At 53.6% G+C, this 22,770-nt stretch carries 17 protein-coding genes; 7 read left to right on the top strand and 10 right to left on the bottom strand.

The genetic code is table 11. From position 1 onward, the window contains the following. Window positions 1-213: 213 nt before the first annotated feature. Window positions 214-1,098 (bottom strand): LysR family transcriptional regulator, encoded by an 885-nt coding sequence (locus tag MWU63_RS16170; RefSeq protein ID WP_213890398.1) that lies wholly within the window; start codon window positions 1,096-1,098, stop codon window positions 214-216. 112 nt (window positions 1,099-1,210) lie between these two features. On the opposite strand from MWU63_RS16170, the gene MWU63_RS16165 reads away from it, so the two are divergent. Beyond that, a complete protein-coding gene (locus MWU63_RS16165; RefSeq protein WP_213890397.1) occupies window positions 1,211-1,657 on the top strand; it encodes a DUF6326 family protein in 447 nt (148 codons plus the stop codon). Window positions 1,658-2,020: 363 nt separating this feature from the next. Here MWU63_RS16165 and MWU63_RS16160 read toward each other — a convergent pair whose 3' ends face one another. Genes MWU63_RS16160 through MWU63_RS16150 form a run of 3 tightly spaced genes read right to left on the bottom strand, consistent with a single transcriptional unit; the run spans window position 2,021 to window position 5,676 of the window. Next, window positions 2,021-3,928: a GtrA family protein gene (locus MWU63_RS16160; protein ID WP_281496577.1), complete on the bottom strand. Its 1,908-nt coding sequence runs from the start codon at window positions 3,926-3,928 to the stop codon at window positions 2,021-2,023. Between the two features lie 7 nt (window positions 3,929-3,935). Further along, window positions 3,936-4,664 (bottom strand): class I SAM-dependent methyltransferase, encoded by a 729-nt coding sequence (locus MWU63_RS16155; RefSeq protein WP_213890394.1) that lies wholly within the window; start codon window positions 4,662-4,664, stop codon window positions 3,936-3,938. A 1-nt stretch (window position 4,665) separates the two neighbouring features. Further along, the gene (locus MWU63_RS16150; protein WP_213890393.1) at window positions 4,666-5,676 is read right to left on the bottom strand and encodes a glycosyltransferase family 2 protein; all 1,011 of its coding nucleotides are present in this window, start codon (window positions 5,674-5,676) and stop codon (window positions 4,666-4,668) included. Window positions 5,677-6,510: 834 nt separating this feature from the next. On the opposite strand from MWU63_RS16150, the gene MWU63_RS16145 reads away from it, so the two are divergent. The 5 genes from MWU63_RS16145 (at window position 6,511) to MWU63_RS16125 (ending at window position 14,598) form a co-directional block, all read left to right on the top strand. After that, window positions 6,511-7,641, top strand: a complete 1,131-nt coding sequence (locus MWU63_RS16145) for a uroporphyrinogen decarboxylase family protein (protein ID WP_247078704.1) — start codon at window positions 6,511-6,513, stop codon at window positions 7,639-7,641. A gap of 287 nt (window positions 7,642-7,928) precedes the next feature. Then, window positions 7,929-9,095 (top strand): beta-aspartyl-peptidase, encoded by a 1,167-nt coding sequence (gene iadA / locus MWU63_RS16140; protein WP_247078687.1) that lies wholly within the window; start codon window positions 7,929-7,931, stop codon window positions 9,093-9,095. A 49-nt stretch (window positions 9,096-9,144) separates the two neighbouring features. Continuing rightward, window positions 9,145-10,017, top strand: coding sequence for a cyanophycinase (locus MWU63_RS16135; RefSeq protein ID WP_213890390.1), 873 nt, complete (start codon window positions 9,145-9,147; stop codon window positions 10,015-10,017). Window positions 10,018-10,048: 31 nt separating this feature from the next. After that, window positions 10,049-12,850, top strand: a complete 2,802-nt coding sequence (cphA, locus tag MWU63_RS16130) for a cyanophycin synthetase (RefSeq protein ID WP_247078685.1) — start codon at window positions 10,049-10,051, stop codon at window positions 12,848-12,850. 11 nt (window positions 12,851-12,861) lie between these two features. Further along, window positions 12,862-14,598, top strand: a complete 1,737-nt coding sequence (locus MWU63_RS16125) for a Mur ligase family protein (RefSeq protein WP_213890388.1) — start codon at window positions 12,862-12,864, stop codon at window positions 14,596-14,598. 152 nt (window positions 14,599-14,750) lie between these two features. Here the strand turns inward: MWU63_RS16125 and MWU63_RS16120 are convergent, their stop codons facing one another. From MWU63_RS16120 to MWU63_RS16100, 5 genes are all read right to left on the bottom strand, one after another. Then, window positions 14,751-16,001, bottom strand: coding sequence for an alpha/beta hydrolase (locus tag MWU63_RS16120; protein WP_247078702.1), 1,251 nt, complete (start codon window positions 15,999-16,001; stop codon window positions 14,751-14,753). Window positions 16,002-16,401: 400 nt separating this feature from the next. Further along, the gene (gene arsA, locus MWU63_RS16115) at window positions 16,402-18,174 is read right to left on the bottom strand and encodes an arsenical pump-driving ATPase (protein ID WP_213890386.1); all 1,773 of its coding nucleotides are present in this window, start codon (window positions 18,172-18,174) and stop codon (window positions 16,402-16,404) included. Window positions 18,175-18,213: 39 nt separating this feature from the next. Beyond that, window positions 18,214-18,615, bottom strand: coding sequence for an arsenite efflux transporter metallochaperone ArsD (gene arsD / locus MWU63_RS16110; RefSeq protein ID WP_247078683.1), 402 nt, complete (start codon window positions 18,613-18,615; stop codon window positions 18,214-18,216). Then, a complete protein-coding gene (locus MWU63_RS16105) occupies window positions 18,612-19,829 on the bottom strand; it encodes a PatB family C-S lyase (RefSeq protein WP_213890384.1) in 1,218 nt (405 codons plus the stop codon). The genes arsD and MWU63_RS16105 overlap by 4 nt, the downstream gene beginning before the upstream one ends. Before the next feature lie 200 nt (window positions 19,830-20,029). Further along, a complete protein-coding gene (locus MWU63_RS16100) occupies window positions 20,030-21,052 on the bottom strand; it encodes a threonine/serine dehydratase (protein ID WP_247078681.1) in 1,023 nt (340 codons plus the stop codon). A gap of 141 nt (window positions 21,053-21,193) precedes the next feature. Between MWU63_RS16100 and MWU63_RS16095 the strand changes: the two genes are divergently transcribed. Further along, window positions 21,194-21,523 carry a metalloregulator ArsR/SmtB family transcription factor gene (locus tag MWU63_RS16095; protein ID WP_213890383.1) on the top strand — a complete coding sequence of 110 codons (330 nt, stop codon included), beginning with the start codon at window positions 21,194-21,196 and terminating at the stop codon, window positions 21,521-21,523. 18 nt (window positions 21,524-21,541) lie between these two features. Here MWU63_RS16095 and MWU63_RS16090 read toward each other — a convergent pair whose 3' ends face one another. Then, a complete protein-coding gene (locus MWU63_RS16090; RefSeq protein ID WP_213890382.1) occupies window positions 21,542-22,540 on the bottom strand; it encodes a succinylglutamate desuccinylase/aspartoacylase family protein in 999 nt (332 codons plus the stop codon). Window positions 22,541-22,770: the final 230 nt, after the last annotated feature.

Below are 22,770 nucleotides of genomic sequence, written 5' to 3'. Positions count from 1 at the left end.
GGCGGCCTGCTTATTGCCTGTATGCCGCGCTGGTCACTGCTCGGAACCTATGTTCAAATAAAATGGCAAACCCATGAGGTCCCAGTTTATGTTGGGCGAAGATGGCTCCGCGATTACGGTCTAAGCGCCGTGCGCAATTCCATTCGACAAAGGCACGAACTGCAGAAAACTCAGCGTCACCTACACCGGGAAAAGCTGGCCTGAGCAATGCGTTCAAAGCAAGCTTTCGGCCAGCAGATCGAAAACAAGGCGTATTCGGCGACTCGTATGCAATTCACGGTGGGTCACAAGCCAAACAGGGATCGCAATCGGATTGATTTCGGGGAGAACCGGCGTCAGCTCCGACATCGTCGCAGCTATTTCCTTTGACAAAAGGCCGATTCCAAGCCCTTCGCCCACCATTGCCAGATACGCGGGGCCGCTGTTGGTAGACAACTTGAAGTTTCGATCTGTCAGCGACAGTCCCCGAGCCGCCAACGCTGAAAGCAAGTGCTCAGGGTTTTCAAAACCGATGAACTCCGCCCCTGAGACATCGGCGACTGTTTCGGGATATCCATACGATTGAAGATATCGACTGGATGCATAGAGGTGGGCAGACACCTCACCAATCTTTTTGCCAACGAGGTCTGGCTGCTCAGGTCTTGCGTGCCGGATAGAAATATCCGCCTCTCGGCGCATTAAGTCACGCACTTCATTCGATGTGATTACACTAATATTGATACTAGGTGCGACGTCTCTTATCCGCCGCAGAACTTGAGGTAAAAGGTGCGTCGCCAAGACATCGGTGGCTGTAATGGAAACCTTGCCTTCAACGGTCTGAGATTGACCTGATGCAACCAGTGACACGAGATCAGCAGCCGCCCCCATCGTCTTGAAATGCTCTAGTAATTCAACGCCAGGCTCGGTTAACACTAACCTGCGGCCAACGCGCTCAAACAGCATGACACCAAGATCCTGTTCCAAGTTGGCGACCTGCCGGCTTAATGTCGGCTGCCTCTGGCCAAGCAAACGCGCGGCTGCAGAAAGCGAACCCTCCTCGGCAGTTGCAAGGAATGCCCTTGCCTGATTCCAGTCGAATGATTTTGATATTTGAGTCATCGATTCACGTATATAGCAGAGACACAATTTGGCAATATACAAGCATTTTTTTATATGTATTTTGCGGTCAAACACGACGCTTGTCGAAATTTCCGAATGGAGAATACCCAAAATGTGGAACCAGAAACTCAGTAACAACACACTGCTTTCAGCACTATGGATTTTCTACATGCTCAACTTGTTCGCACGCGACATGCATGAATTGGGCCGACCGGGAATGCTTGAACAAGTGATGTCGGGCACGATCAATGGTGTCGAAGTCACCGAAGGGCTGATGTTGTTGGGCGGAATCATGGCCGAATTTCCGATCCTGATGGCACTGCTATCGCTTGTTCTTCGCAAAGGGATCAATCGCGGGTTGAACCTAGTCGCTGCGCCGCTCGCCATTGCCATGACCGTGATGACCAATCTGAATCCGGACCTCGACAACGTGTTCTTTATGATCATTCAGATCGTGGCCCTGCTCGTGGCCGTTCGAATTGCCTGGAAGTGGAAGGAAGAAAGCAGAGCTTTCCGGCTGCGCCAAGCCGAATCCACCATAGCGGTTAGCCTGACATGATCCGACGATAATCTAACCAAGGATCCCATGCCCTATTTCAATGTACTCGTTCCCGCTTTGTTGATGGCGCTCGCTGCAGTTCCAAGTCTTTGGAAAGTATTTCGTTTGACACAAATGTCTGGAGCGTCGATCAACTTTTTGCCCGATAGCGATCACAACTTGGCAGCGCATCCACGAACTTGTTCTCCTCATCGTCAGCGCCGGATTTTATTGCATCGTGGTCATCATGCGAAAGCTGTCGAAACCGTAAACGCACTGGTCAAGGCAGGCCTTTTCTGGGTCGGAAAAAGCCCTTACGCATGACGGACACTCTGGGCTCGTTCGAAAATATGGAAATGGACTGCGTTTTATCATGCAAAAAAGCTAGAAGGCCGCACTGCCCGCTTCAAGCCGGTTTTCTCTGACAAGACCCTTTTGGGGCTCTGGCGTGTAGTGATAGTAGATGTAGCGCTGGGTTTTTCCGATTTCTCTATAATTTTTAATAGTCTCGGACCACTCGGGGTCCTGCGCCATGAAAGTTTCCCACGAGAAGCCGGGCTCATCGAAGTAACCTGCGTTCAGATCGAAGACCAGCAAATCAGGGTGGGCGGTGGCGATATCGGCCAGGTTGTCTGCGCGGTTCCTTTCGGCAATAGCTTCAAGGTGGGCGCAGGTTGTGGGCTCGTTCGCGCAGTTCGTTTTTTCCAGGCGATTCAGCGCACCGGGCACCAGCCAGTTTGCAGGATAGCGACTGACCCATCTGGCACCGCTTGCAATCGCTGCGGATGGCCCGGCATCGACATGTGAACTCAGCACCATCAGGCTGTCCACCCTGCCCAAATCTTGCGCCACATGAGCAATTTGCTGTGCAGAGTAATTATGGTAGAAACCACGCTCGATGTTGATCGCCATCAGGATCGCGGCAGCTATACTGGTGGTGATCAACACACTTTTGGGCTGAGAACTTCGGATAATCACGAAGAAAAAGGCTATGAGCGCAAAAACGCGAAATGGGATCGCGTGATACGCAAACCCTGTTCCCTGCAAGAAATAGGAACCAAGTCCAGCAAGAGCCATAGCTGCGAACAGGTCAACATCGGGATACCGCGGACACCGGGACAAAACCACAGGTGCGAGGACCAGCGCCAGCAGGATCTCTATTGCGATTCTGTTAAACATGATTTCAACCGACGAACCATAGGCTCCATAGACCTCTCGTGCCATTGGAACGATCTGTGAAAGATAGGCGGGATGGACGACCAAAACATAGCCGATATAGCCTAGCCCGACCGCCAAAAAAGTGAGATTCGCGACCGAAAAGAACGGTCTTGGTGACCTTTGGCGCAGGACCTGAAGCATCGTCAAGGCCAATGGAAACAGAACGAAATATGGCTTTAGGCAGATGCCCAGCGCTGCGACAGCGGCGCGCGTCATCTGTCGTCTGAGAGGAGCCGGGGTCGATGCCAGTTCGCCCAGCAACCACGGCATCGCCAGGATCACCATGACTTGTTCACGCTGGCCGAAGTTTTGGAGCGCTGGCAGCACCAACGCCACAGCAATCCCACCCAGCATAAATGCGTGACGATTGTTGGAGAAGCCAAGCTCCTCGCGGGTGATCGTGCTGCACCAGCACAGGATCAGGAAAAACAGAAGTGCCAGTGTCAAATACGCGCCATTGGTGTCGCTGAACCCGAACAGATCAGCGAGCCCGATTGCAGGCAATGTAAAATAAAAATTGAGAGGCGGATTAACCTCAATGAGATCGACATAAAGCGCCGCCCCGTCCAGCCATTCCCGGGTCGCGATCAGATACCAGGCGGTATCATGATTGACCGTTCGTCCCCAGAACAGCGCCAGAACCGCCAGTGCAAGCGCACCCGACAGACCCAACCCGAGCCAGTCCGTATCCTCCCTCGGGGAGGTGGTTTCGAAAACCCAGAAGCGCAGCGCGAGGTACGTTGCTGTTGGCACCAAAACGGCGACGGCCAGCATCGCGATTCCGAAATCCAGACCCAGCCCCACATCAAGAAGCAAGACTGCGCCACTGCTGATCACCAATCCAACCAGCGCAACAAAGAGAAAACGCAGAAATTGGGCCTCTCGGCTCAGGCCTTTCCCAAAAGTCCAGTACGCATGACCGAGATATGAAAACAGAAGCGCGCTGGCAAAGCCTGTGAAATTGGCCTGCAGCGGGGAGAACCCAAAGGTCCCTCGCATCATCATCGCGACGATGACATGAACAAGCGTGGCCATACCTCCAACGCCACCGAATCGGATGAGTTGCCCAACCATGGCGGAATCAGGCCTTTTCGAGAACGGCGGCGAGCGAGAGGCCGAATGGCAGGTGCATACGCCCAAGCAGGTACCGTTCGACACCGAAGACGCGGGTGAGTACCCCATTGATCCATGCCGGAGGCAGTTGATCATCAGGCGTCTCGCTACCCATCAGTTTCTTGATCGCGCGCGATGCCACGGCGAACGGGAAGAGGAACGTGTTGAAATAGCTGCTGTGGCTGACTTTCAAACCAGCCTTTTCTGCCACCTCGGCAAGGCTTGCGCGGGTATAGCGGCGGAAATGGTGGTGAGTTTCATCATGTTTCGACCACAAGAAGGGGAAGGCCGGAACTGTAACGAGTATCTTGCCACGTTCAGAAAGGCGCTCGGCCAGTATGGCAAGCGACGACTCGTCGGCCTCGACATGTTCGAGCACATCGAAAAGACCGATCAGATCATAGCGATTGTCTTCGAAGGGTACCTCGTCAGGCAATGCACCAAAACGGATGTCGAGCCCCGATTTCTCCTCGGCCGCCTGGAGAGCGACGCTGTCGAATTCAAAAGCATCAACCTTGCCAAAATGACGCAGCATCGACAGATTTCCACCGCTGCCACAACCGGCTTCGAGGATCGCCGCATCGGGATTTTCCTTCAGAAGCGGTTGGATCAACGAGGCGATAATCTCGCGACGTGCGGAAAACCACCAATGCCGGGCTTCGAGTTCATCCATGCGCTCATAGACACAGCGTTCCATGTCAGTCTTCCTTGTCGGAGCAGCGGTGATGAGAACGGATTATATAGACTGGCCTTTGACGCACTTCTGTATAGATGCGGCCGACATATTCGCCGATGATGCCCAATGCGAACATATTCATGCCGCCGAAAACGAGGATCAGTATCAACGTGGAGGCATAGCCCGGGACATCGACACCAAAAAACAGGACTCTGGCAAACATAAATGCGGAATAGGCCAAAGACGCCAGTGCCAGTACCATGCCGATATAAGTCCATATCCGCAAAGGCACGGTGGAGGACGCGAATATACCGTCGAGTGCCAGTTTCCAGAGCTTCCAGTACGACCAGCAGGTTTCGCCGGCAGCCCGGGCCGGACGTTTAAAGGTGACCTCCTCGGCCTCGAACCCAACCCAGGAGAACAGCGCTTTGTTGAAACGCGACCGTTCACCAAGTTGGCAAATCGCACTCACCACCTCGCGGTCGAACAGGCGAAAATCACCCACGTCGCGCGGGATTGGCTGTTCTGCCATCGCGTTAAAGACGCGGTAGAAGGCGTTGGCGGTAAGGTTCTTGAAACGGCTGTCGCCATCGCGGCGAGCCCGGCGTGCATTCACAACCTTGGCTCCTGCAAGCCAGCGTGCGATCATCTCCGAGATCACTTCGGGGGGATCTTGCAAATCGACATCAAGCGGGATCACCGCCGCGCCCTCAGCATGGCACAGGCCAGCAAACAACGCCGCCTCCTTGCCGAAATTGCGTGATAGATTGAGCAATCCGATATCGCCGCGCTCGGCGGCGGCGGACATGATCAGCCGTTCAGTGGCATCACGGCTACCGTCATTGACGAAAAGGATTTCGAAACGGACCTGCGACCTGATGCCTTCAAGGACCGGGGTTACCGTGTCGAGGAAGGCCTGAATGCTCCCTTCTTCGTTATAAACAGGAACAATCAAGGTGACAGACCGGGCACCGGTTTTATCCGGGGCGGGTTTGTTGTCTTTTCGAAACGGGACAATGCTGATGGCGTTCATTGAAGCGTGCATTCTCATTTGGATCGGATTTGCCGGATCGGGCTCACACGCACCATTGAAGGTTTCAGCAATGGCAAAAGTATGGCGAAGGCGAGACAAAATTCAGCTGAATTCGGTTCTAAACCTGCCTCCTCCTGATCCCGCCGCTGAAGTGGTTCGCCCCAATTGTCAGGAAACGGACGATCAAAGTTGGGAATCCGGCGACACAAAGAGGAAGCGGATTTGTCGCGCAAGATCGTCGATTTAACGTGTCAATGCCCTGACAATGCCGGTTAGGGTTATGGCTGGAGCGTCATTGAGCGAAGTGGTGCTGCCGCATATGTCTGAAGTCGGAAACAGAACCCTGAAGATTTGATTTTCAATAGCTTGACACGCAACTGCCTATCCGGAAGACTGGCCAATAATTGCAAAAAAGCCGGGGGGCAAATTCGTAATTCGGCTCTTGGGTTAATGCTTTTTTGCAGCGTCTCTTTTTGTTTCATTGGATGAAGCTCGAGCGGGGCGGAATGCCTCTATCTTGATAGAATAGATGGCTTGGAGACAGCGACTCTGGAATATTACGAAAAGCGGTTTCAGCGCTACAAGCCAATTGGGTTGTTTTTTCCGTATCAAGTAATGCTAGGCTTAAAAGAAGCGGGATGCGCAGACAATGGCAAATATCGAAGATTATTCATTCCCTTCTGGCCTGCACCTTTGGATGCGATGGCAGTCGGATGACGCGCAGGCAAAACAGGAAATAACCGATTTTTCGATGCTGCCATTGCCGGGGTTTTTGACGAAGACTTCACGATTCCAGTCCCCGCCAACGAGGTGCACGCAACCACCTCGGTACATATGCTGACGCTTGCGCTTTTGAATGATCTCTACGGCATTGAATCTTGGGATTATTACAACACTGACCCATACCGATATGTCCGGGCCAATCTTGCCGTCAGCCGCCTGTTGGGGTTTAGGAAATTCTATATGACATGGGCCCTCTATGCTTTTACCTGTGAGCCTCTTGGCCAGAAGACGATGTACCCTGATAGGTTCCCAGCGGGGGCCGATCCAGATGAAACATTAATCAACAAAGCCAACTGGCACGAACTTGGCACACCCGATTTCACAACCAACGTGCCTGCAGTAATCGATGCCATTATGCGCGTGACGCAAGAGCCGACGGGTGTTGCTCCAACCCTGCAAATCTCGACCCCTTACAGCCTTGCGGCGGATATCAATGGGCAGGAACCCTTGCTGGCAGATGTCGTGAATGACCCCGAGACTGTTAACGCTTTGCTTGACCACCTTGGTGACGCCGTTCTGGCCCCGTGGATGGACCATTTTTTTGAACAATTCCCTGATGGTTGGACTGAGCTTTCGGATGCTTCTGGATCGCCTTTTTTCATTGGGCCCGAAAACTGCCAGAACATGTCCATTCGCTCGATCCGTCATATGCTCCGGGACAAGCTTTACGCCGACCGTGTGTTCGACAATAACTACCGCGGCGATTTCGTGACCGAAGTCCAGAAAAAGGTTCGCGCCTCACGCCCCCGTGGCGCAGTAGTTGCTGAAGATGCCCCCGGAGGCAAAAGCAAGCTGCTGAAGTTGACGGACGCCAAGGTCAGTGTGAACCCGATCTTCATTATGCGGCTGGAATCCGACAAGGTGGATATCTCGTTCTACGAGGAACAGGTGATCCAGCGGAATATGCCCCTGACGGTCGGCATCGGATCACCTGAGATTGATCGCAATAGTATCGAAGATTTGGCGGCGACCAAGGCCGAAACGGCTGAGAAGACCCGCGGATACGTGGCCGCCATCAAGCGCGTATGCGAAACGGTCAATTTGCCCGAAGATAACCATGTGGGTCAATCCTGGCCCAGCCATATCTATTTCGAAGACATCAACGGGCAATCACAGTTCGAACTGGTCGAAAACATCCTGAACGAAATCCGTAAATGCGCGCCATTTGTACGGCGGGTGTGACAAACGATCAGCCGCTAAAGTTACCGGCTAAAACCGGTTCACCCACTGCAGTTGGAAGCGTTCTGGCAGTATTTTCGGGGATAGATACAGGGCATCGCGATCAACCAGATACGTCGGACCATCTTCGGTTTGATGATGAATCAAAAATCCTCCTGATGCTAATTTCTCAAATCTGCCCCACGACTGCTGATTTCAGACAGAGTATTTATGGACAACAAAGACCTTGATCAATTTTCGAAAATGACGCTACCTGACGAGCCTGTTTTTCTAGGCTATATGAGGTTTCGATGCTCAAACTTATAAAAAACGCGAATGTTTTCAACCCTGATCCTCTAGGGCTATGTCATATTTTACTGGCAGGCGAAAAAATTGTTTATATTGGCTCAGATCTGCCGGATTTGGATTCTCGTCTTGGCGTCGAAATTCTCGACGTTACCGGTGAATCTGTAATTCCCGGTTTGATAGATGCGCACGCCCATATTACTGGCGGAGGAGGCGAAACAGGCCCCGCAAGCCGGGTGCCGCCTGTATTTTTGTCAGAGTTTACTTTAGCTGGTGTGACAAGCGTCGTTGGAGTTCTTGGAACCGATGATCTGACCCGCAACACCCAAACGCTTGTCACGCAGGCTTATGGTTTGCGCGAAGAGGGTCTTTCTGCTTGGTGCCACACAGGAGGGTACCATCTTCCTTTGACCACACTCACAGGCAGCACACGCGGAGACATCGTGTTTATCGACCCCATCATTGGTGTCGGTGAGCTTGCTGTAAGCGACCACCGCTCGAGCCAGCCCACGCTTGATGAATTTTTGCGCGTGGCAAGCGACGCTTATGTTGCCGGTCTCATGACGGGTAAGGCCGGTATCGTGCATTGTCATATGGGTGATGGCGAACGGGGATTAACCTTGCTAAGGGCTGCACTAGACAAGTCTGAAATCCCAGCACGGGTCTTCAATCCAACACATGTGAACCGCAACTTACCGCTCTTCTGCGAAGCCAAAGATCTGACCCGCAGGGGCTGTTACATTGATTTGACAGCTTTCCCGGAGGGCCATTCTGAGCCCGGCATCTCGGCGGCAGACGCTTTTCTGGAATATCGTGCAGGAGGATTTCCAGCAGATCGCCTGACAATCAGCTCAGACGGCGGCGGTTGCCTGCCCGCGTTTGACGCCGAGGGGCGCTTGACCCGGTTCGGCGTAGGATTATCGGGAACATTGCCAGACACATTGAAAGAACTTGTCCACCAAAATATCACTTTGGACGAAGCGCTGCCGCCGCTAACGTCAAATGTTGCCAATTTGCTTAAACTCAAGCACAAAGGGCGACTTAAAGTGGGGATGGACGCAGATCTTGTCGTGCTCGACGCAGAAACCAAAGTGCGGGATGTTATGGCCCGCGGGCGTTGGCATGTACGCGATGGAACGGCGGTCGTATTAGGAACCTACGAAAGCAACTGAGCCGCATTGGTTGCCTAACTGTGAAGTAGCAAGAAAGAATAAATCTGAAATGTGTCCAGCACCAGTTGTTCCCACGGCGGATCGTGGATTTATCATTCCCATTGGTGGAGGCGAAGACCGTGTCAAGGAAATGCAGATCCACCGCAGGTTTGTTGAATTGGCCGGTGGCGAAAACGCCGATATAGTGGTTATTCCCACGGCCTCTCAGCTCGAAGAAACCGGACCGGATTACTATCGAATTTTTTCGGATCTTGGAGCGGGGAATGTGGAGTTTCTGCCCATATCCCGGCGCGTTGATTGCGAAAACCCAGAGTTTTCTGAAATGCTCGACCGCGCCACAGGCATATTTATGACGGGCGGCAACCAGTTGCGCCTGTCGACAATTCTTGGCGGCACATTGGTCGCTCAGAAAATTCGTCGGCAGAATGCGATAGGCGTACCAGTTGCAGGCACCTCTGCCGGAGCGTCGATCATGTCCGAGCACATGGTCGCAGGAGGCGACAGCAACAGCGCACCTGCTGTCGGGAATGTCAGCCTTGCCCCTGGGATGGGATTGACCAATGCGGTTATCATTGATCAACATTTTACCCAGCGCAATCGACTGGGGCGTTTGCTGACGGGTACGTCTTACAACCCATTTCTGATCGGACTTGGCATTGACGAAGATACTGCCGCGTTTATTGGCCCGGATAATGTTTTCGAAGTTGTTGGCAGCGGCACCGTTACAACCGTTGACGCGAGCCACCTTACCCATTCATCAATGTGGGACGCGCGTGAGGGCGAGGCAATCAGCCTTCTGGGATTGCGCATTGACGTTATGGGTGAAGGATGCCGTTATGATCTGACCAACCGTCAGGCATACGCACCGGACGATCACGCCAGTTTTTGCAGCCTCGCTGCAGCGGAAATCAAGGTAGACTGACAAAACAAAAAACCAACCGGAGAATGCATCAATGAAAATAGTCTCGACCAATGTTTTTGTGGGGCCCAATGTCTGGGCCAGTTTTCCGGTCATTCGTCACGTTGTCGATCTGGGTGTTCTTGAAGAATGGCCATCCGTAAAGTTAGGTACAGAGTTTATTGATGGTCTGATAAATGCACTGCCGGGGCTTGAAGAACATGGCTGTTCTTATCGTGAACCCGGTGGTTTCATTCGGCGCCTGCGCGAAGACGAAGGCACTTGGATGGGCCATATTATGGAACATTGCGCTCTGGAGATTCAGGGTGTCGCGGGCACCGACGTTTCTTTTGGACGCACCCGTGGCACTGGTGACCCCGGACAGTACAATATGGTCTATGCTTATGGGCAGCGCGATGTTGGGCTTGCTGCAGGTCAATTGGCGATGCGCCTATTGATGCATTTGCTGCCTGCGCCTGTGAAATCGCAGGTCGACTATGAATTTGACGATGCATTTGATTGGGAAGATGAACTGCGCTCGTATGTTCTTAGCGCGCAACGCCGCGAATTTGGCCCTTCGACCGGCTCATTGGTCAAGGCCGCCGAAGAACGTGATATTCCCTGGATCAGGCTAAACAACTATTCTCTGGTTCAGTTTGGTCACGGAAAGTACCAACAGCGTATTCAGGCGACGATCACCTCGGAAACACGTCACATCGCGGTTGAACTGTCTTGCGACAAAGAAGACACCCACAACCTTCTGAACGATTTGGGCTTACCTGTACCGCACCAGCGTATGGTTTATAGCGCGCAGGAAGCAGTGAGAGCTGCAAAAAGCATTGGGCACCCGGTCGTTGTCAAACCGCTGGATGCCAACCACGGGCGTGGCGTCTCGATCGATCTCAACACTGACGAAGAAGTAAGTACCGCTTTTGATGAGGCGAAAGCGCATAGCAAAAGCCGCTCGATTCTGGTTGAAAGCTTCGTAACTGGGTTTGATCACCGAATGTTGGTTGTAAACAATGAACTTGTTGCCGTAGCCAAACGGGTCCCCGGTCATGTGATAGGCGATGGCAAGCAGACAATTGCCGAGTTGGTCGAAGAGGTTAACACCGACCCGCGTCGTGGTATTGGCCACGAAAAGGTCCTGACCAATCTTGAACTCGACAATCAGGCGATGCGCCTTATGGCAGATGCCGGCGTCACAAGGGAGACTGTGTTGCCAAAGGACGAACAACTGTTTCTGCGGGACACCGCCAATCTTTCAACCGGTGGTACAGCGATTGACATGACAGATGTCGTACACCCCGACAACCGAGATATGGCCGAACGCGCAATTAAGGCGTTGGGTCTGGATGTGGGAGGGGTCGATTTCCTTATTGACGATATCACCCAATCATACAAAGACATTGGTGGCGCTATTGTCGAGGTCAACGCAGCCCCCGGTTTCCGTATGCATGTCGCCCCAAGTGAAGGCACTCCACGCGATGTGTCTGGAAAAGTAATCGACATGCTGTTCCCTATAGGAACAGAGGCGCGCATTCCGATCGCAGCAATCACTGGAACCAACGGTAAAACAACAACCTCACGCATGCTTGCGCATATTATGAAAACCAGTGGTAAACATGTCGGCATGACGTCGACCGATGGCGTCTACGTAGATGGAAAACTAAGCGTCAAGGGGGACATGACTGGCCCCAAATCAGCACAGATCGTTTTGCGTGACCCTTCCGTTGACTTTGCGGTCATGGAAACCGCACGAGGAGGTTTGGTACGAAGCGGCCTCGGGTATCAACGATCAAATGTGGCTGCCTGTTTGAATGTAACAGCAGATCACCTTGGACTGCGCGGCATCAACACTGTTGAAGAACTTGCTGTGGTAAAACGTGTCGTGGTCGAAACAGCAACCGAAACAGCGGTTCTGAATGCTGACGACATCAACTGCCTGCGCATGGCCGATTTTTGCCAAGCAAAATCAATTTGTTATATCACGATGAATTCCGAACACGCTCTGGTCAAGGAACATATCCGTTCCGGTGGTATGGCAGTCGCCTTGGAAAAAGGCATGAACGGCGATATGATCACAATATACCACCACGGGCTGCACATGCCTGTGTTGTGGTCTCATCTGATCCCCGCTGCGATGGAAGGCAAGGCGTTGTTTAACGTGCAAAATGCCATGTTTGCAGCAGCTATGGCGTATTGTTTTGGCGTTGATTTGGACAACATTCGCCATGGTCTGCGAACGTTTGACACCAGTTTCTTTCAAGCGCCCGGCCGCACCAATGTTTTTGAAGAACACCCCTTCAAAGTTATTCTGGACTATGCCCACAACCCCGCCGCCGTGAACGCGATAACCGATCTAGCATCTCGCATGGATGTCGCAGGACGCCGGCTGTTGGTCGTGGCGGTTCCGGGAGATCGGCGTGACGAAGATGTTGCTGAAATCGCACGCACTATCGCTGGCAAATTTGATCACTTTGTCTGTCGTGCAGATGACAACCGTCGTGGGCGCGGCGACGATGAAATACCGCAAATGCTGCGTCAGAACCTCTTGGATAACGGTGTGCCAGATGACGCTATCACTGTTATCCCCGGCGAGACACAAGCAGTGGACCACGCGCTGAATATGGCGGCGGAAGGTGACTTGTTGATTATTTTGGGCGACGACAGCGCGCGCTGCTGGAAACAAATCATATATTTCCACAATGACGCAAAGCCAGAGCAGACAGTTTCGGCTCGTGTTGAAGAACCTGAAGCCTTTGAGCTGAGCGCCGTTATGGGCGAAGGAGAAACATTGATCCGCGACGAACGCGGTGTGCGCCTCGCGAGAAACACTGACGAAGACGGTGATTGAGGGGCTGCATAATGGATTCGATTGAAGACATCGAAGATGCCCTGTCGATCACGATTCCGACCTCAGATAGTCTGCAAGTCGAAGACTGTCGGCGCCTGACGGGACCTGGATTTCTCTGGGATCATCCGGGTGCTGTGGTGCAGCTTGAACTCCGGAATGTTAGTGCAGAAAAGGTCGTAGACCTATGGAAAAAGAATGCGCGCCGGGTGATGGATGTCATCGCATGGCATGACCAGCAGATTACAGCGCGCGCCTACGATGGCGGCGTTAACTTGGCGATATCTGCGCCCATCGATCAGCTGTATTCAGCGGTCTTTGTAGCGCAAACCGCATTGCATTTTTCTTCCGCTGAGTTGCTGGGAAAAGCTTCTGGTGATTTTGACAGTATGATCAAAGATCTTCAGAATGTTATGCAGCGCGAGGCAAATCCGGTGTTGATAGCGCTTGTGAACGCTGCTGAAGACCGCGGCATTGATGCCCTGAGCGATGATGAAACACTGTCATTGGGACATGGTGCCGGCGCAAAAATTTGGCCCATGACATCCCTGCCTAGCCCAGAAAACGTCGATTGGAAAAAGTTGCATAATGTTCCATTGGCGATGATTACAGGCACCAATGGCAAAACGACAACCACTCGCCTCTGCGCTGCAATAGCCAGGGCGGCAGGCAAAGTGTCGGGCCTCACGTCTACAGATTTTGTCCGTGTCGGCGACATAGTTCTGGACCGGGGCGACTACTCCGGACCCGGTGGGGCACGTCTTTTGTTGCGTGACAAACGATTGGAACTTGGCTTTCTCGAAGTCGCGCGCGGCGGTATTCTTCGTCGTGGATTGCCAACTCGCAAAGTGCGTGCCGCTGTCGTGACAAATGTTGCTGCCGATCATTTAGGCCAATACGGCGTTAACACTGTTCCTGAATTGGCGCGCGCCAAGTTTGCGGTGCATCGCGCGTTAACAGAGGATGGAGTTTTGGTTCTGAACGCTGATGACGCCTATATCGTCGATGAAGCAAATCAGACTGACGCCAATATCTGGTGGTTTTCACTCAACCCTGCTTCACCGCAGCTGAAAAAAGCGATTTCGGCATCGACTCCCTGCGCGTGGCTTGATGCAGAACAGATCGTTTTCTTTGACGGACAAAGAACAAAGCCCGTTGTCAACGTTCATGACATCCCAATCACAATGCGTGGGGCCGCGAGGTACAACATCCAAAATGCTCTGGCTGCAACATGCATTTCTCGCGCACTCGGACTAAGCGATGATGCCATTTCTGACGGCTTGACACGTTTTGGAAACGACCCAAAAGACAACCCTGGGCGGTTAAATGAATTCGAAAGCAATGGCGCTCGAATATTCGTTGATTTTGCTCACAATCCACATTCGATCGCTGCGGTATCTGAAACGGTTTCAAAAATTCCTGCTAACAGACGTTTTGTTATGTTGAGCCACGCGGGTGATCGGTCTGACCAAGATATCAGAGATGTCACTGAAACGGCGTTAAAAATGAATCCCGATTTTGTGGTCGCCGTTGAGCTTGCTGACTATCTGCGAGGGCGAACACTCGGTGAAGTTACACAGCTGATAAAAGAAACATGCAAGAAGCATGGATTACAACCGGACCAGATCATTTCTGCGGAATCTCCCAATGCTGGTGCCGAAGAAATTCTGCAGAATCTTCAGCCTGGGGATCTTGCTTTGTTATTGGTTCTTTCCGAGCGAGACCAAGTTTTAGAGCTTCTTTCTAACTAAAAAACTGGGCCACTGTGGGTTGTCTTCCGGCGAGGTTACGCAACCGCTCAGGCGGGCTCAAGCTAGGTTACTCTGACAAAACAATCTGGCGTTTTTTCGGGGTAATTAATATCTAGCTATACTTAACCAATGCTTCGCTCTACCGCGTTAAGTCATTGGACCTGCAGTGGATAATCTTTGCGTAATTGCCAAAAGTTCCCGTCAATTCTTGTCAGGGGGCGCTCCGAAGACCCCGGCAATGCCCCCGTCCGTAAGGCAAGCGCAATGTCAGACAGCACCGCAGGGTTCTCGCGAAAATAGGCGTGTCCGGACTGTCCCCGAACCTGCTCAACCTCAATAAAATTTACGTTCTGGATTCTTTTAAAAATCACGCGTTCGCTTTCCCCGAGATTTTCGGAGGAAATCCGGCCGAATCTCAACCCTGCCATTAAGGTTTGCGACAAGCCCAGTGCCCCATCTTTCGAGTTCATATATACAATAATCTGGCCAAAAGCCGGGCCAAACTGCTCTGCGATCAGTCGCTGACACACTACACCAAAATCAAGGTCGGGGGCTGCTAGAATCAAGGTGTCGAGCTTCAGGGAACGGCGCGGATCGCGCCCGGCTGCACGCTCAGCAATCACCAGTTCCCTCAGCGCGCTGGTCGCGACATCCGTACCACGGCTATGCGCAATCAGATGAATTCTTTCAAGTTCCGTAACCGAAGACAGCGCCCGCAAAAACTCTTTAAGGTGAAAGATCGAAAACTCCCCCGACTCCCGGTCGGTAAAATAACCAAATAGACCTGAACTATCCGCTGGCCAGGAATATACAATCGGTACACCGATCCGGCCCGTGGAATGCCAAATATTGGCTAACGTTGTTACCCCATCATCAAACCCATTATTGAACCCGTGTATGAAAATCACAACGTCGCGCCGGTTAGCCCGCTTCAGTTCAGCCGAAACGCGCCGTTGAAACGCCCTTTTTTGTTCTTGATAAGGCGCCAAAGCACTTGGCAAAGGTCTTGCCACCCCGTTTTTCAATTCAAAGGGCAGCGGAGTGGGTGAAAACTGAACCAGCGTTTCAGCGTCGCCTGTCACAATCGCTGGCATTCTGTTCCGATTTGCCGACTGCTCTTGCAACAAATCTGACCAACTCCATCCGGGGGCAAGATTAACTTCTATTCGCCCAAATGCCATTGCCGGGGACCGTTCGTGTGAAAAGTTCATTTTTCCTTCGCGCGTTGTGACTGCGCGTCGATCTGTTACAAACAGTATATCAGGCGAGACTGTACGAAGGTACTCTGGCACCTCGCTTTCGGGATAGCTCCCTTTTTCCACATAGATTGTAGGTGCCTGAGCAAGTCGATTTACCTTTTCGCAGGCCCCCAGAAGCAGCAAAGTGAAGACCACTGCTAACATCGGCAAAAGGCTGCTCCAACATATTGGAACAATTACCGAAAACACCTTTGAAATCTGGTTCATCGTTTTCCGTGCCGCCTAGATGTCTTCCGCACCTCCAGCCTACAGGGTTGAGGGTCTATTGCAATCGCGCTGTGTTCACAGTTTCGGGTTTGAAACTTTCATTTTACAAGCGCCGCAAATGCAGTTTTTGTTAGCAATTCCGTCAACGCGCCTTCGCAGAGTTTCGGCGGTGAATATCAGTCAAATCTGTTCCACCAGAGCCAGGCTAATTCATGGCTGATACCAATGCCGCGCTCGTGCGGCAGATTCTCAACATTGCAAAGCGAAAAACGGAAGCAAACATACATCATCATTCATGAACACCATCGGAGTATTCCGCCGCCGACGAAGTACCAAATCACGCCGCAGCCGAGTCAAGCGCCCGGCGACACAAACCTTTAAGTCTTTCGACACCCACTGGCTCGACTGCCTGAATTGGTACAACCGCGTAGCGTTTTGACAACGTGTCTCGCACTTTTGCGATCTGCTCATGTTCCGACTGGGCGCGTTTGCGCAACAACGGCTGGCTTGTTTCGGCAGCGGCAAGGCTGGAATTGATGATCCAGCCCCACGGCTCGATCCCGGCGCGGCGCAGGTCGTTCTGCAGATGGGCCGCCTCCAGAACCGGTGTGGTTTCCGGTAAGGTCACGATCATGATTTTCGTCTGTTGCGGGTCCTGCAGGCGCATCATCGGGGTGACCAGACGGGCGCGGCTTACCTTGTCCTGATGGCGTAGAATATCCTTGTGATAAGACCCCGTCGCATCAAGCAACAACAACGTATGCCCGGTCGGAGCTGTGTCCATGATGACGAATTTCCGGCCGCTTTCACGGATCACCCGGGAAAACGCTTGAAACACAGCGATTTCTTCGGTGCAAGGTGAACGTAGGTCCTCTTCCAGCATCGCGCGGGCCTGATCGTCTAGGTCCTTGCCTTTAGTCGCCATCACATGGGCATGGTAGTTCGCGGTTTCCACGGCTGGGTCAATACGGCTGACCGTCAGGCCGGGCTGATCACCTGCCAGTGTTTCAGAAATATGGGCCGCCGGATCAGTGGTGGTCAACAAGACCTCGTGGCCCCGGGCCGACAATTCGCTGGCCACAGCTGCCGCCATGGTCGTTTTCCCAACACCGCCTTTACCCATGAACATGATCAAACCCTTGCCTGGGCCTTCGATATCATCGACCAGCTTTCCAAGCGTGGGGAAACCCGACTTCTCGTTCGTGGTGGATTGCGAGTCGACAACGACATCCTCCTCGCCGGCTGCAAATCGTTTCAACGCCGCAAGGCCGACGAGGTTTTCTGAACGCAACGCGAAAACCGTACGCGGCAGGGCCGCAACCTCCGGCGTCATCCCCGCCAATGCATCCTGATCTCGTTTCAGAAGGGCAGACGCCAGCAGATCACCGCCCGTTTCCTCGGGCATCATACCGTTAATTGCCAGATGCTGGTTCCTGATGCCGATGGCAGCCAGTTCAGATGAGGTACGGGCCACCTCCGCCAGTGCCGAATGCCGGGGCCGCGCCACCAGAACCAACCGTGTGGCATCGCGGTCAGACAACCGGTCAACTGCAGCCGCGTAACGGTCGCGCTGTTTTTCCAGCCCGGCCAGCGGGCCCAGGCACGAGGCGTCGCCTTTGCCAGCTTCGAGAAAACCCGACCAGGCGCCAGGCAGTTTTAGCATCCGTATCGTGTGACCGGTCGGCGCCGTATCGAAAATGACGTGATCATAACGATCCACCAGATCATTATCAGTCAGCAGGGCCGTAAATTCGTCAAAAGCGGCAATTTCAATGGTACAGGCGCCGGAAAGCTGTTCTTCGATGCTTTTCAGCGCCACTTCAGGCAAAACACCCCGCATCGGCCCCACGATGCGTTCGCGGTAATCTGCTGCTGCTTCCTCGGGGTTGATTTCGATCGCATCAACACCGGGGGCGGTAGCGATTTTCGTAATTCGGTTGCCGATTTCTCTTTCAAATACCTGCCCGACATTTGACGCAGGATCCGTACTGACGAGCAGGATCATCTTGCCCTTGCTGGCAAGATCAAGCGTTGTCGCACAGGCCAGCGAGGTTTTGCCAACGCCGCCTTTGCCGGTGAAAAATACGAATTTAGGCAGGCTCTTGAACATGGAAGTACTCGCTTTTGTTTCAAAATGGTTGAGGCCGGGTCAGCAACATCCGGAGGAGGTTTCTTCGGCACTTTTCTTGCTACCACAGTAGCCGCTTATGCTGCCGTCCTGGCCCGACGTTCCGGTTTCAGATGTATACGCGACGCCCGCCATTTCAGCGAGTTCACCCCGCGCTGGATAGCGGCCAGACGAGTTCAGCGTATCGCCGAGCATGATGACCGGTAACCCCTCGACGCCGGAGCTTTCCAGCACCGCCTTAACCTTGTTGTTCTCTGCGAATTTGGCAGGTTCCTGAGACAGGTTGATGCGCGTAACCGCGATGCCTTTCGATTTTAGCCAGTCAAGATCGGCGGCAAATGTAACTAGCTGCTGTTCAACTTCCGCACCACAAATGCCGGTGGAACAGCACATAGCCGGATCATAGACGGTTACGTTGGTCATTGGGGAACTCCTGTTTTCTGGGTGTTAGAATGTTCAGTGATAGCGTTTGACAGCTGCTGCAAGGCATCGCTCAGTGTGGCACGGGTGCAGGCTATATTCAGGCGGGCAAACCCTTCGCCCTCGACCCCGAAAGCCTGCCCGCGGGTGACGGCCCAGCCAGCACGCTGGCGCAGAAAGGCGGTCAGGTCGCTCGGAGACAATCCGAGCGCGCGAAAATCAAGCCATAGCAGAAAGGTCCCGTCAGGTTCGATCAGCTTCACGTTGGGAATGTTTTCCAGATGCGTGCGTACCAGCGCCAGATTGCCTTCGATATAGCTTAGGGCATCGTCCAGCCATTCGCCGCCCCGTGAATACGCGGCGACCATCGCCGCACTGGAAAACGCGTTATTCTTGTTGACGGTCAGACGGCTGTTTTCAACTTGAAACGCCTTGCGTCGCGCTACGTTCGCAATCACCGTGAAGGCCGAACAACAGGCGGCGATGTTGAAACTTTTGGCAGGCGACAGACAGATGATCGAATTGTCCGCATAAGCCGGCCCAAGCGCGGCAAAGGGGGTGTAACGATGGCCCGAAAACGTGACATCGCCGTGAATTTCATCCGACACCACCAGCACATTATACCGCGCGCAAATTTCACCCAACTGCTGCAACTCGGCCTTAGTCCAGACCCTCCCGACCGGGTTATGCGGGTTGCACAGGTAGATCATTCTGGTGCGCGGCTCGGCTGCCAGCCGCTCCAGCCCGTCGAAATCCATCTCGTACCGGCCGTCGTTCAGGATCAGCGGGTTTAAGACCAGTTCACGGTTGTTTTCGCGCAGGATATCATAAAAGTCGAAAAACACGGGCGACTGCACAATGACGCCATCACCGGGTTCCGTGAACAGCGAGGCGGCAATTGCCAGGCTGTTCAGCACATTCGGTGCGCGCAGGATATGCGCGGGGTCCACCTGCCAGCTATGCCGGGATTGCAGCCATGCGGTGAGCGCGGGCATCAATCCGGCCGGCACCGCCTCATAGCCAAAAATGCCGTGGGCCAGGCGCTGTTGCAGGGCTTCGAGCACAACGGGCGGGGCCATGAAATCCATATCAGCCACCCCTGCTGCAAACAGGTTTTCACCATCCTGACCTAATACCATCGGGTGGACTTTGAGCGCCGGAACTTCACGCCGGTCGATCCGCCGGTCAAATAGGTTTTCTGTCTGCGTTTCCACCATTTAGAAATCTTTCATGTTCGGTTCAAGCCCCGGTCAAAGGCGGTTCTTCTGCCAGCAGCCAATTGAAAAAACCGTTGCAGGCAATGCCCCAACAAGCAGCGCCGTGACAAAGGTGGCGATGTTCCCATCTGCCAGCCGTTTGGCCATGATCCCCGAACCATGCTGCAAAAAAACCTGTTTGGCATGTCAGCGTTCCCTGTTCATGAGTTTTTAGCCGCCGCCAATGCGTCAGCAAACCTGCCTCTGTCCACATTGCCGCCCGTTATGACAACAGCAATGGTTTTGCCGGTGATACCGATCTTTCCGCTCAAAACGGCTGCAAGGCCAACCGCCCCACCGGGTTCCGCCACGATTTTAAAATTTTGGAATGCAAACAGCATGGCGTCCCGGACTTCATCGTCTGTGACAGTCAGCACACCTGCCAGCAGTTCCTTGTTGATGGAAAACGTAAGGGAATTGGGAGTCGGCGTCATGATCGCGTCGCAAATGGTTTTACGGCCTACCGGGTTCTCGACCCGTCGACCAAGGGCAAGCGATCTGCGCGTGTCGTCAAACAACGCGGGCTCCACCCCGAAAACCTGCGTTTCCGGTGACATCGCTTTCATAACAAGCGCGGTGACAGCAGACAGACCTCCGCCGCCACAGGGAACCAGAACCACATCAGGAGGTGTCTCTGCCTGCTGAAGGATCTCAAGTGGCACGGTCCCGCCGCCTGCCAGAATACGCCGGTCCTCGCTGGGCGGCACTATGATGCGCCCGGTATGACCCCGCAGGCGTGCAACCACGTCATCGCTGGAATCCTTTTCACGCTCAAATGTGACGACCTCTGCGCCCAGCGCGCGCGTATGATCCATCTTTGCCTGTGGAACATCGCTTGGCATGACAATCAACGCCGTGGTGCCCAGCAGTTTTGCCGCCAAGGCAACCCCCTGCGCATGGTTGCCCGAGGAATAGGTGATGACGCCACGGGCTTTCTGGGTCGGGCTCATTTGGCTGATGCGATTATACGCCCCGCGGAACTTGAATGCCCCAGTCCGTTGCATGGCCTCATTCTTGATCAAAAGCCGGCCTTTAAGCCGCGCGTTCACTTCCGGGCTTTGCAGCAACGGCGTCAGCGTGATGGCAGCAGCCAGCGTCCCTGCAGCGGTGCGCACTTCATCCAGTGTTGGCGCGCTCAGTATCTGGTCAGGGTTCGCCTGCATCGGATTGTTGGCTTTGTTCACTGGCGGTTTCTCTCTGGCAGATTGAACTGGTTGTCTTATCGGATGAGTCTTCTTAATAAATCGTCATCTGCCGAATTATCAATTTGGCTATCCGATCCCAGCAGCCTTGTCAAGATTCGTTACTTCGGGTATTGCCGTAATATGGATCAGATCAAAGCAATAGAGGCCTTTGCAGCCCTTGCCCAGGACAGCCGCATGTCGATTTATCGGATGCTGGTGCGCGAAGCACCCAATAGTCTGAATGTCGGCGAGATTTCCAGCCGTCTGAACATTGTTCCGTCAACCCTGTCAGGTCATCTGGCCGTGCTGAAACGGGCCGGATTGCTGAAATCGACGCGCCACCAACGCGAAATCCACTATTCCGCCGATATCGGAGCCATGAATGACCTAGTCAGCTTCATGCTGCAGGATTGCTGCAACGGACAGGTCCAAAACTGCGCTGAAATCCTGACTCTGCTGGATCAGCCCTAAGGCTGGCCATACGGGCCGTTAAAGATCACTGCCGACCTGGAAAAGGCAATCTCCGCGCTCAACCCGGCCCGGTACACGCTTGCACAGAACCATGCCGCCATGCTGGAAATCCAGTACCTTCGGTTCACGCCAAGGTTCTTCCGGAAAATGAATCTGACCGGCTGAATCGCCCTTTTTCACTACATCCTCCACGTCGTAAAACGGTTCAAACAAGCCATTGTCATAGGCGATGACGCTATCTGTAATCGTCAGTTCGCGCGTTCCATTCATGGCATCTGCTTCATACCCAGGCAACATGCCGATGCTATGGAGCATCCGCCGGATCCCCCGTTCCGTCAGCGCCAGAATTTCCTTGGAGACGGTACCACCGCCTCCAAGCTCTGCCATCAGGGTTATGACCCCTTTGCGCCCTGCCCCGCCCATGGCCGTGCGCGCCTTTGTCTCGCGCCCGCCGCCGCTCGTGAACACCCACGCGTAAGGCGCATCAAAGGCGTCTTGCAGTTTGATCAGTTCTTCGCGCTCATGGGCCGAATTCCCCATACCGCGCAACAGCGTCGGCGGGTAGTAAAGCGACGAACCCCCTGAATGAAAGTCAAAGAAATAGTCACACTTCGGCAGAAGAACCTCTTCGATGTAGTGCGCAATCATCTGGGTGGGCGTGCCTAGCGGATCGCCGGGAAAGGTCCGGTTGAGATTGCCGTCGTCAATCGGCGACGTTCGTGTCCCTGCCTGTGCCGCCGGAAAATTCGCCATCGTCAGAATAATCAAACGGCCGCGAATGTCACCCTTATCCACCTCACGGCAAAGCTTGCTCAATGCGATCTGCGCCTCGTATTCATCCCCATGATTGCCCGCAATGAGCAGCGCAGTCGGCCCATTGCCGCTCCTGACCATCACGGCGGGAATAAGGATCTGGCCGTTTGCACTGCGGTGAACCGAATGCGGCAGACGAAGATACCCAGTTTGCTTCCCATCAACCTCCAAATCGATATCCGAACGGATGAGGGACTCTGACATGATGGGCGTTCCTTTGAAACTTGCAGGCCCCGGCTGTGAGCCGAAACTTGCGCAAGTTGATGCTGCCAACTTAAGCAAGCATTGTCAAAAATGCCAAGGGATGCCTGAAGGTCTGTCGCTGGCTTCAATGCATCCAGAGTTTTGCGTGAGAGTGGTTCCTCCATTGGAAAACAGGACAAGATAGCGACCTGCCGCTTGTCTGTTTATGATCTGGGAAAGATCATGGCTGG

This window comes from Pseudohalocynthiibacter sp. F2068 (assembly GCF_023015645.1).
Classification (GTDB): Bacteria; Pseudomonadota; Alphaproteobacteria; order Rhodobacterales; family Rhodobacteraceae; genus Pseudohalocynthiibacter; species Pseudohalocynthiibacter aestuariivivens.
The sequence above is the reverse complement of the archived record's forward strand: the minus strand, read 5'-3'. Positions and strand labels throughout refer to the sequence as shown.

What these genes read in the sequence shown, in the direction of transcription:
- MWU63_RS16170 (WP_213890398.1), bottom strand. Translation starts at nt 1,098, where the DNA reads ATGACTCAAATATCAAAATCATTCGACTGGAATCAGGCAAGGGCATTC.
- MWU63_RS16150 (WP_213890393.1), bottom strand. Translation starts at nt 5,676, where the DNA reads ATGAACGCCATCAGCATTGTCCCGTTTCGAAAAGACAACAAACCCGCC.
- arsD (WP_247078683.1), bottom strand. Translation starts at nt 18,615, where the DNA reads ATGACCAACGTAACCGTCTATGATCCGGCTATGTGCTGTTCCACCGGC.
- MWU63_RS16090 (WP_213890382.1), bottom strand. Translation starts at nt 22,540, where the DNA reads ATGTCAGAGTCCCTCATCCGTTCGGATATCGATTTGGAGGTTGATGGG.
- MWU63_RS16145 (WP_247078704.1), top strand. Translation starts at nt 6,511, where the DNA reads ATGCTGACGCTTGCGCTTTTGAATGATCTCTACGGCATTGAATCTTGG.
- MWU63_RS16160 (WP_281496577.1), bottom strand. Translation starts at nt 3,928, where the DNA reads ATGGTTGGGCAACTCATCCGATTCGGTGGCGTTGGAGGTATGGCCACG.
- MWU63_RS16165 (WP_213890397.1), top strand. Translation starts at nt 1,211, where the DNA reads ATGTGGAACCAGAAACTCAGTAACAACACACTGCTTTCAGCACTATGG.
- MWU63_RS16135 (WP_213890390.1), top strand. Translation starts at nt 9,145, where the DNA reads ATGTGTCCAGCACCAGTTGTTCCCACGGCGGATCGTGGATTTATCATT.
- MWU63_RS16095 (WP_213890383.1), top strand. Translation starts at nt 21,194, where the DNA reads ATGGATCAGATCAAAGCAATAGAGGCCTTTGCAGCCCTTGCCCAGGAC.
- iadA (WP_247078687.1), top strand. Translation starts at nt 7,929, where the DNA reads ATGCTCAAACTTATAAAAAACGCGAATGTTTTCAACCCTGATCCTCTA.
- MWU63_RS16155 (WP_213890394.1), bottom strand. Translation starts at nt 4,664, where the DNA reads ATGGAACGCTGTGTCTATGAGCGCATGGATGAACTCGAAGCCCGGCAT.
- MWU63_RS16120 (WP_247078702.1), bottom strand. Translation starts at nt 16,001, where the DNA reads ATGTTAGCAGTGGTCTTCACTTTGCTGCTTCTGGGGGCCTGCGAAAAG.
- MWU63_RS16105 (WP_213890384.1), bottom strand. Translation starts at nt 19,829, where the DNA reads ATGGTGGAAACGCAGACAGAAAACCTATTTGACCGGCGGATCGACCGG.
- MWU63_RS16125 (WP_213890388.1), top strand. Translation starts at nt 12,862, where the DNA reads ATGGATTCGATTGAAGACATCGAAGATGCCCTGTCGATCACGATTCCG.
- cphA (WP_247078685.1), top strand. Translation starts at nt 10,049, where the DNA reads ATGAAAATAGTCTCGACCAATGTTTTTGTGGGGCCCAATGTCTGGGCC.
- arsA (WP_213890386.1), bottom strand. Translation starts at nt 18,174, where the DNA reads ATGTTCAAGAGCCTGCCTAAATTCGTATTTTTCACCGGCAAAGGCGGC.